Here is an 8,435-nt window from a genome sequence, read left to right as displayed (position 1 = left end):
TTCCAATATCGATTATTCAGAATATTGGAAAGCATCATGTCACCAGTTATCCATCCCCCCCTTAACCTGCCCATGGAGCGTGAGGTCCAGGCCGCTATCGAAGGTCAGCGTGCCTTGGCTGCCTGCCTCGCCACCCAATTCGAAACTCAGCATATCCAGATTTTCGATGAGCAGAATGAAGCACACAGCGTCGAACTTCCCACCTCAGCGCTTCGGTTGCTTGTCGACATCCTGGCAGAGCTCGCTGCAGGCAACGCCGTCAAAGTGGTCCCGGTACACGCTGAACTGACCACCCAGGAAGCGGCGGACTTGCTCAATGTCTCACGCCCGCACCTGATCAAACTGCTGGAGTCCGGTGAGTTGTCCTACCACAAAACCGGCAAGCACCGACGTGTGCGCTTTACCGATTTGATGGACTATAAAACCCAGCGCGACATAGCCAGCGAGCAAGCAATGACGCTTCTCGCCGAGCAGGCACAAGCGTTAAGGACAGGATACGAGTGAGGCACTCCCCTTTTACCGCTGTATATGACGCATGTGTTTTGTACCCCGCCCCCTTGAGAGATTTTTTGATGTGGCTCGCGCTCTCCGGGCGTTTCAGGGCGCGATGGTCACTGGAGATACATAACGAATGGAAGCGCAATTTACTGAAGAACCGCCCGGACCTGACAACAGAGCAGTTGGATCGCACGTCCGACTTGATGGATCAGGCCATACCTGATGCTTGCGTCTACGGTTACGAAAGGCTGATCGAAGGGCTAACACTGCCTGATGTCGATGACCGACATGTTCTGGCTGCCGCTATACGCTGCAATGCCAGTGTCATCGTGACCTTTAACCAGAAAGATTTTCCGGATGAAACACTGGGAGCCTTTGGCATCGAAGCCCAACATCCTGACGAGTTCGTCGATAACCTGTTTGATCTGGACCCGGCAGCAGTTGTTGCGGCAGCACAACGACAACGCAAACAGCTAAAGACGCCGCCGATGGATGTCACCACTTATCTCGAACTGCTGTTACGCCAGGGCCTGAATCGGTCGAGCAAGGCGTTGACCCACTATCAGGCGATTCTTTAACCGCCCTTCATAAATGCCGAAAAGCAAAACGGCGATCCTCAGATCGCCGTTTCCATTCACTGCCCGAATTGTCTGCCCAGCCCACCCGGCACACCGTGGATATCCGTCTCTTCCCACGGCCCGTTAGGGCTGATCGAGCGGCTCCAGCCGTTGTCCCAGCGGTAGTAGGTGCGCTGGCGGTAGAAGGTGTTGGTTTGATTGTCGAGGACGTAAACACCGAGTTTCGCATCCCAATGGCTGTTGCCCCCCGGTGGCGGGGCGAAGCTGGCGGAGGTGCGTTGCACCGGCTTCGATGGTTTGCTCGGCGTGACCGGTTTGCTCGGTGTGGTCGGTTTGGTGCTCGGCTGCGAGGGCGGGATTGGCGGCAACCGTTCCGGTTCGTACTCCTGGACCGCACACGCGCTTAGCCCCAAAACCATCATGCTGAGGAGAGTGATACGAGCGAAGGCGGTCATGGTGGCGTTTCCTGTTATTTATCCGGGCTGTCGATGGTCAGTTTTTGTGGCGCGCTGGTGCTGGTGGCCAAAGGTTGGCTACGACCGATCCATTCGCCGGCAGTCGGTTGGCCGGCGCGGGAGATGCGCGCAACCAGTTGGACTTCGGGGAAGTTCGACAGTTTCAACTGGGGCATCATTGCATCGGCATCGCCCAGCTCGACGGTCGCTGGCAGGTCGGCAACGGTCAGACGCTTGGCCGCCAATGGTGCGGGCGGGCCTGCGGTGGCGCGGGCGAAGATGAACACGCTGTCGCCGGGCTTGACCCTAGCTTTTAAGTCGGGCGCCAGATCGACACGCACCTTGAGCAGTGCTGCAACCTTCACTGCCGGAGCCTGAACCTGAGCCACCTTGCCACCGCTGGCTTCAAGCTTCTCGGCGGCCTTGGCGATGCCGCCTTGCAGCGCGACACGGGACTGGTCATCCAGCGGCAGTTGCACCAACAGACGATTCCAGTAGTCGATGGCTTCCTGGTAACGCTCGCCTTCGAAGGCCGCGATGCCCAGCAGACCGAGGCTGGTGACCTCCTTCGGATCGGCTTTCAGTGCTTCGTCAGTCAGGGCCTGGACCTTGTCCGACCACTTCTTGCCATCGGCGAAGTATTGGGCCTGAGCCCACTGCCCGAGCAGTTCCGGCTGGCGACCGGCCAGGTTCACGGTACGCTCGAAGATCTTCGCCGCATCGCCGGGGCGGTCCTGAGCCATGTAAGTGCGGCCGAGGAAGTACAGGCCTTCGGCCGAATCCGGTTGCGCCGCAACCGCACGCTCCAGGCGACGGGTCATGTCTTCCATCGACTGCGGCGCCTGGGCGAACTCGCGGGTCAGCTCGACTTTGTCGCTGGCACCGAAATGCAGGTACAGCCCAAGGCCCAGCACAGGCACCAGAATTGCCGCCAGCAATGGCAATGGCTTGCCCAGGCGCGACACTCGCGGTACCTCGACGCCTTCGGTGTCGGCAAGCAGTTCACGGGCGGCTTCGGCGCGGCCGGCATTCATTTGCTCGGCGTTGAGTACGCCTTCTTCTTGCTGAGTCTGCAACTCAGCCACGCGCTCCTGATACAGCGCGACGTTAAGCGCCGTACGATCCTCTTCAAGCTGGGCGCGACGACCGCGCAGAACGGGGATCAGCAAAAAACTCAGGGCTACCAGAAGCAGCAGGCCTGCAGCGAGCCAGAAATCAATCATGCTTGGTTTTATCCAACAGGTGGTCGAGGCGCTCGCGCTCATCAAAAGAAAGCGTGTCCGGGCTGTCAGCGCGTTGCACGCGACGACGGCGGACGATCACGGCGATGATCACAAAACCGCCCAGCAGCAGGCCGGCCGGGCCGAACCAGAGCAATGCGGTCTTGGCATTCAGAGCAGGTTTATAACGGACGAAATCACCATAGCGGTCGACCATGAAGTCGATGATCTGCTGGTTGTCCTTGCCCTCGCCGAGCATGCGGAAAATCTCTTTGCGCAGGTCGGCGGCGATCGGTGCGTTGGAATCGGCAATGTCCTGATTCTGGCACTTGGGGCAACGCAGCTCTTTGGTCAGCTCGCGAAAACGCTCGCGATCGCCCTCTTTGGCGAACTCATAGGTATCGATGGCGGCGTGGGCCACGCCAGCCATGCTCAACCCCAGAGCGGCGGCGGCAATCCAGCGCTTCATGGCTTGGCCTCGTCGACCAGCGCCTGATACTTGGCCGCCAGTTTTTCGCGCCAGACCTGTTCGTCGATCACCCCGACGAATTTGTCGCGGATGATGSCCTTGGCGTCGATGAAGAAGGTTTCCGGTGCGCCATACACGCCGAGGTTCAGGCCCAGGGTGCCTTCATCGTCACGGACGTCCAGTTGATACGGGTTGTGGAACTCGGCCAGCCACTTCAAGGCGTCTGCATTGGTGTCCTTGTAGTTGATGCCGTAGATCACCACGCCCTTCTCGGCCAGTTTGTTCAACACCGGGTGCTCGACCCGGCAGGAAATGCACCAGGTGCCCCAGACGTTGACCAGCGCCGGTTTACCCAGAATGTCCGCTTTGGTCAGGGTTTTGTCGCCCTGCACCGAGAGCAGGGAAAACTCCGGGAACGGCTTGCCGATCATCGCCGAGGGCAACTCGGCCGGGTTCAGGTACAGCCCCCGATACAGAAAAACAGCAACCACCAGAAAAATCGCCAGCGGCAACAGCATCAACCAACGTCTCATGCGGTGGCTCCCGTCATGCCGAGCGCTTCACGCACACGACTTTTTACCTTGACCCGATAACGGCGATCCAGCGCCGCCAGCAACCCGCCTACACCTGTGAGCAGCCCACCGAACCAGATCCAGCGCACGAACGGTTTGACGTGCACGCGAACCGCCCAGGCGCCCTCGCCCAACGGCTCGCCCAGTGCGACGTACAGGTCACGGGTGAAACCGGCGTCGATCCCGGCCTCGGTCATCATCGAGTTCTGCACCGTGTACAGGCGTTTTTCCGGGTGCAGCACGCTGACTTCCTTACCGTCGCGGATCACCCGTACGGTGCCCTTGTCGGACGTGAAATTCGGGCCTTCGAAGTGCTTGGCGCCTTCGAACACAAACTGGTAACCGGCCAGGCTCATGGACTCACCCGGTGCCAGGCGCAGATCACGCTCGGCACTGTTCTGGCTCGACAACACGACACCCAGCGCGCACACGGCAATGCCCAAATGCGCGAGTTGCATGCCCCAATAACTGCGGGTCAGGGTCGGCAGTCCTTTGATCAAGCCTTTGTGGCGAGTCTTGTCGAAAATGTCCCGCACACCGGCCAGCAACACCCAGGCAGCCAACATGAAGGTTGCCAGCACCGCCCAGTTGAAATCGMCGTAAGCAACGCCCGCCACGACGGCCAGCGCGGCGCTGCCGAGTAATACCGGGGTCAGCATGCTCACCAGCCATTTGACCGGGGTGTCTTTCCAGCGCACCACCACACCGACCGCCATCACTATCATCAGGATCGCCATCAACGGAATGAACAGCGCGTTGAAGTACGGCGGGCCGACCGACAGCTTGGCACCGGTCATTGCATCGAGGATCAGCGGGTACAAGGTGCCCAGCAGAATCATCGAAGCAGCCACCACCAGCACCAGGTTGTTGCCCAGCAGCAGGGTTTCCCGGGACCAGAGGTTGAAGCCGACATGGCTCTTGACCACCGGCGCGCGCAGGGCGAACAGCGTCAATGAACCACCGACCACAAACAGCAGGAAGACCAGAATGAACACACCACGCTCAGGGTCGGAGGCAAAGGCGTGAACCGAGGTCAGCACGCCGGAACGCACCAGGAAGGTCCCGAGCAGGCTCAACGAGAATGCGGCGATGGCCAACAGCACGGTCCAGCTCTTGAACACGCCACGTTTTTCCGTGACCGCCAACGAGTGAATCAGCGCCGTGCCCACCAGCCAAGGCATGAAGGACGCGTTTTCCACCGGGTCCCAGAACCACCAGCCGCCCCAGCCGAGTTCGTAGTAGGCCCACCAGGAACCCAACGTGATACCGATGCCAAGGAAGGCCCAGGCGACGATGGTCCACGGACGGGACCAGCGCGCCCACGCCGCATCGAGACGACCGCCCAACAGCGCGGCGATGGCGAAGGCGAAGGCCACGGAGAAGCCGACGTAACCCATGTACAGCATCGGCGGATGAACGATCAGGCCGATGTCTTGCAGCAGAGGATTAAGATCGCGCCCGTCCGCCGGCATCTGCGGCAGGATCCGGGCGAACGGGTTGGACGTCAGGATCAGGAACAGCAGGAAACCCGTGCTGATCATGCCCATCACCGCCAGCACCCGGGCCAGCATCACTTGCGGCAACTGTCGGGAGAACACCGACACCGCGAAGGTCCAGCCGCCGAGAATCAACGCCCACAGCAGCAACGACCCTTCGTGAGCGCCCCACACGGCGCTGAACTTGTAGTACCACGGCAGCGCGCTGTTGGAGTTGCTGGCCACGTAGGCGACGGAGAAGTCGTCCGCCATGAACGCATAGGTCAGGCAACCGAAGGCGAACAGCAAAAACGCGAACTGCCCCCACGCAGCCGGCTGGGCCAGGCTCATCCACAAACGGTCGCCGCGCCAGGCACCGAGCAACGGCACCACGGCCTGCACCAACGCAAAACACAACGCCAGGATCATGGCCAGATGGCCGAGTTCGGGGATGAACAGCCCCGAGCTGTAAAGTGCGGAAGTCATCCGTTAGCCCTCCTTGGCTGGCGTAGGTGCCGACTGACCACTGTCTTTCAACGCCTTGGTCACTTCCGGCGGCATGTACTTCTCGTCGTGCTTGGCCAGCACTTCGTCGGCCACCACCACGCCATCAGCGTTGAGCTTGCCGAGGGCAACGATGCCCTGCCCTTCGCGGAACAGGTCCGGGAGGATGCCGCGATAGCTGATGGTCACGGATTTGTTGAAGTCGGTGACGATGAATTTCACGTCCAGGGAATCGCCGGAACGTTGCAGCGAGCCTTTTTCGACCATGCCGCCCGCACGGATGCGCGTGTCTTGCGGCGCTTCGCCATTGGCGATCTGGGTCGGGGTGTAAAACAGATTGATGTTCTGCCGCAGGGCGCTCAGGGCCAGGCCGACGGCAGCGCCGACACCGACCAGGATCGCGAGAATGATGACAAGACGCTTTTTACGCAGCGGATTCACTGGCCGTTCTCCCGGCGCAAACGACGCGCCTCTTGTTGCAGATACCGCTTGCGGGCCAGGATCGGCGCCGCCACGTTGAGGGCCAGCACCGCCAGGCAAATGCCATAGGCTGACCAGACATACAGGCCGTGATGGCCCATGGCGAGAAAGTCGCCGAATGAAGCGAAACTCATCGAGCGGCCTCCAGACTGTTCTGCACTTCGGATTTCACCCAGCTCGCCCGGGCTTCGCGCTTGAGCACTTCAAGGCGCATGCGCAGCAACAGCACCGCCCCGAAGAAACAGTAGAAACCCAGCACCGTCAGCAGCAGTGGCAGCCACATCTCGGCGGGCATCGCCGGTTTTTCGGTGAGAGTGAACGTCGCGCCCTGGTGCAGGGTGTTCCACCACTCCACCGAGTATTTGATGATCGGGATGTTGATCACGCCGACAATCGCCAGCACCGCGCAGGCCTTGGCCGCGCTGTCACGATTGCTGATGGCGTTGCCCAGCGCAATAAGACCGAAGTACAGAAACAGCAGAATCAACATGGACGTAAGTCGCGCATCCCAGACCCACCACGAACCCCAGGTCGGTTTACCCCAGATCGCCCCGGTGACCAGCGCCACGGCGGTCATCCAGGCACCGATCGGGGCGGCGCATTGCAGGGCGACGTCGGCCAGTTTCATTTTCCACACCAGCCCGACAACGCCGCACACGGCCAGCATCACGTAGATCGACTGCGCCAGCATGGCGGCGGGAACGTGGATATAGATGATTCGAAAGCTATTGCCTTGCTGGTAGTCCGGCGGTGCGAAGGCCAGGCCCCAGACCACGCCGACGCTAATCAGCAGCAACGCCGCGACGCTCAGCCAGGGAAGCAATTTGCCACTGATGCCGTAAAACCATTTGGGCGAGCCGAGCTTATGAAACCAGGTCCAGTTCATTGCTGTTTCCATCACGGTTGCTGTTCGTTATCACGAAACAGCCAAAGGGTCTTTACTGGTCAAATTTTAACCAGACCTCATTATTCGCCGACACTGATCTTCAGGCCAGCAGCTATTGCAAAAGGTGCCAGGGTTATCGCCAGGGCGGTCAGGCTACCAAGCCACAAGAGATAACCGGTCGCCGGCATGCCCTGCAATGCCGCCTGCAAGGCGCCACTGCCGAGAATCAACACCGGGATATACAGCGGCAGAATCAGCAGCGCCAGCAACAGGCCACCACGCTTCAATCCTACCGTCAGCGCCGCGCCCACCGCACCGAGCAGGCTCAACACCGGTGTACCGAGCAATAAAGAAAGCAGCAACACCGGCAGACAAGCGGCAGGCAAACCGAGCATCAGCGCCAGCAATGGCGCGAGCAAAACCAGTGCCAGGCCGGAAAAGGCCCAGTGTGCCAGCACCTTGGCCAGCACCAGAAGAGGCAGGGGGTGCGACGAAAGGACCCACTGTTCAAGGGATCCGTCTTCGAAATCACTGCGGAAGAGCCCGTCCAGCGAGAGCAAAACCGATAAAAGCGCCGCCACCCAGACCAGCCCCGGAGACAAGGTTTGCAACAATTGAGTCTCGGGGCCGACCGCCAGCGGGAACAAGGAGACGACGATGGCGAAAAATACCAACGGGTTCGCCAATTCGGCAGGACGGCGGAACAGCAAACGGGCCTCACGGGCGACCAACAGGCCGAAAACACTCATACGGCCCAATTCCCCAAATCAATGTCGCGATAGCCGGCCGGCATCCGGCTCAGCGTGTGGTGAGTGGTCAGCACCACCATGCCGCCGCGCTCGCAGTGCGCGGCCAGGTGTTCTTCGAGTTGCGCCACGCCTTGTTTATCGAGCGCGGTGAACGGCTCGTCGAGGATCCACAGCGGCGGGCTGTCCAGGAACAACCGCGCCAACGCCACACGACRTTGCTGGCCGGCAGACAGTGTGTGACAGGGAACATCCTCGAAACCGCGCAGCCCCACCGCCGCCAGCGCTTGCCAGATCGCCTCATGGGAGGCCGGTTGATGCAAGGCGCAGAGCCAGCTGAGGTTTTCTTCGGGGGTCAGCAGGTCCTTGATGCCGGCGGCATGGCCGATCCACAGCAGGTTGCGCGCCAGTTCGCTGCGTTGTTCGTTCAGTGGCTGGCCGTTGAGCAACACTTGACCGGCGGTCGGATGCATCAAACCGCAAAGCAGACGTAGCAGGCTGGTCTTGCCACTGCCGTTGGGGCCGCTGATCTGTAACATTTCGCCACTGGCC

12 protein-coding genes are annotated in these 8,435 nt (G+C 60.6%); 2 read left to right on the top strand and 10 right to left on the bottom strand.

The genetic code is table 11. The features are described from left to right. The first annotated feature begins 36 nt into the window (after positions 1-36). Together AC1DLB_RS13635 and AC1DLB_RS13630 are read left to right on the top strand one after the other, a co-directional pair. A complete protein-coding gene (locus AC1DLB_RS13635) occupies positions 37-504 on the top strand; it encodes a helix-turn-helix domain-containing protein (RefSeq protein WP_064619430.1) in 468 nt (155 codons plus the stop codon). After that, positions 501-1,076, top strand: a complete 576-nt coding sequence (locus AC1DLB_RS13630) for a PIN domain-containing protein (protein ID WP_477744246.1) — start codon at positions 501-503, stop codon at positions 1,074-1,076. The genes AC1DLB_RS13635 and AC1DLB_RS13630 overlap by 4 nt, the downstream gene beginning before the upstream one ends. Before the next feature lie 56 nt (positions 1,077-1,132). Here AC1DLB_RS13630 and AC1DLB_RS13625 read toward each other — a convergent pair whose 3' ends face one another. The 10 genes from AC1DLB_RS13625 to ccmA all read right to left on the bottom strand — a co-directional run. Further along, positions 1,133-1,531, bottom strand: coding sequence for a hypothetical protein (locus tag AC1DLB_RS13625; RefSeq protein WP_019579595.1), 399 nt, complete (start codon positions 1,529-1,531; stop codon positions 1,133-1,135). A gap of 14 nt (positions 1,532-1,545) precedes the next feature. Continuing rightward, entirely contained in the window at positions 1,546-2,754 is a 1,209-nt protein-coding gene (ccmI, locus tag AC1DLB_RS13620) for a c-type cytochrome biogenesis protein CcmI (protein WP_477744245.1), read from the bottom strand. Next, complete coding sequence (locus AC1DLB_RS13615) at positions 2,747-3,220, bottom strand: cytochrome c-type biogenesis protein (RefSeq protein ID WP_064619441.1); 474 nt, start codon at positions 3,218-3,220, stop codon at positions 2,747-2,749. Before AC1DLB_RS13615 ends, ccmI begins: the two co-directional genes overlap by 8 nt. Then, entirely contained in the window at positions 3,217-3,753 is a 537-nt protein-coding gene (locus tag AC1DLB_RS13610; RefSeq protein ID WP_477785120.1) for a DsbE family thiol:disulfide interchange protein, read from the bottom strand. Before AC1DLB_RS13610 ends, AC1DLB_RS13615 begins: the two co-directional genes overlap by 4 nt. After that, positions 3,750-5,753, bottom strand: a complete 2,004-nt coding sequence (locus tag AC1DLB_RS13605; protein WP_477785119.1) for a heme lyase CcmF/NrfE family subunit — start codon at positions 5,751-5,753, stop codon at positions 3,750-3,752. Before AC1DLB_RS13605 ends, AC1DLB_RS13610 begins: the two co-directional genes overlap by 4 nt. Positions 5,754-5,756: 3 nt before the next feature. Then, positions 5,757-6,212, bottom strand: a complete 456-nt coding sequence (gene ccmE, locus AC1DLB_RS13600; protein WP_086945857.1) for a cytochrome c maturation protein CcmE — start codon at positions 6,210-6,212, stop codon at positions 5,757-5,759. Continuing rightward, entirely contained in the window at positions 6,209-6,385 is a 177-nt protein-coding gene (gene ccmD, locus AC1DLB_RS13595) for a heme exporter protein CcmD (protein WP_007939192.1), read from the bottom strand. The genes ccmE and ccmD overlap by 4 nt, the downstream gene beginning before the upstream one ends. Continuing rightward, positions 6,382-7,137 (bottom strand): heme ABC transporter permease, encoded by a 756-nt coding sequence (locus tag AC1DLB_RS13590; RefSeq protein ID WP_007939194.1) that lies wholly within the window; start codon positions 7,135-7,137, stop codon positions 6,382-6,384. The genes ccmD and AC1DLB_RS13590 overlap by 4 nt, the downstream gene beginning before the upstream one ends. A gap of 80 nt (positions 7,138-7,217) precedes the next feature. After that, a complete protein-coding gene (gene ccmB, locus AC1DLB_RS13585; RefSeq protein WP_007939195.1) occupies positions 7,218-7,886 on the bottom strand; it encodes a heme exporter protein CcmB in 669 nt (222 codons plus the stop codon). Beyond that, positions 7,883-8,435 (bottom strand): cytochrome c biogenesis heme-transporting ATPase CcmA (gene ccmA, locus AC1DLB_RS13580; protein ID WP_477785118.1); only part of this gene is annotated, 553 nt, incomplete at its 5' end. The genes ccmB and ccmA, both read right to left, overlap by 4 nt.

Source organism: Pseudomonas sp. 05N434 (assembly GCF_056396965.1).
The sequence above is the reverse complement of the archived record's forward strand: the minus strand, read 5'-3'. Positions and strand labels throughout refer to the sequence as shown.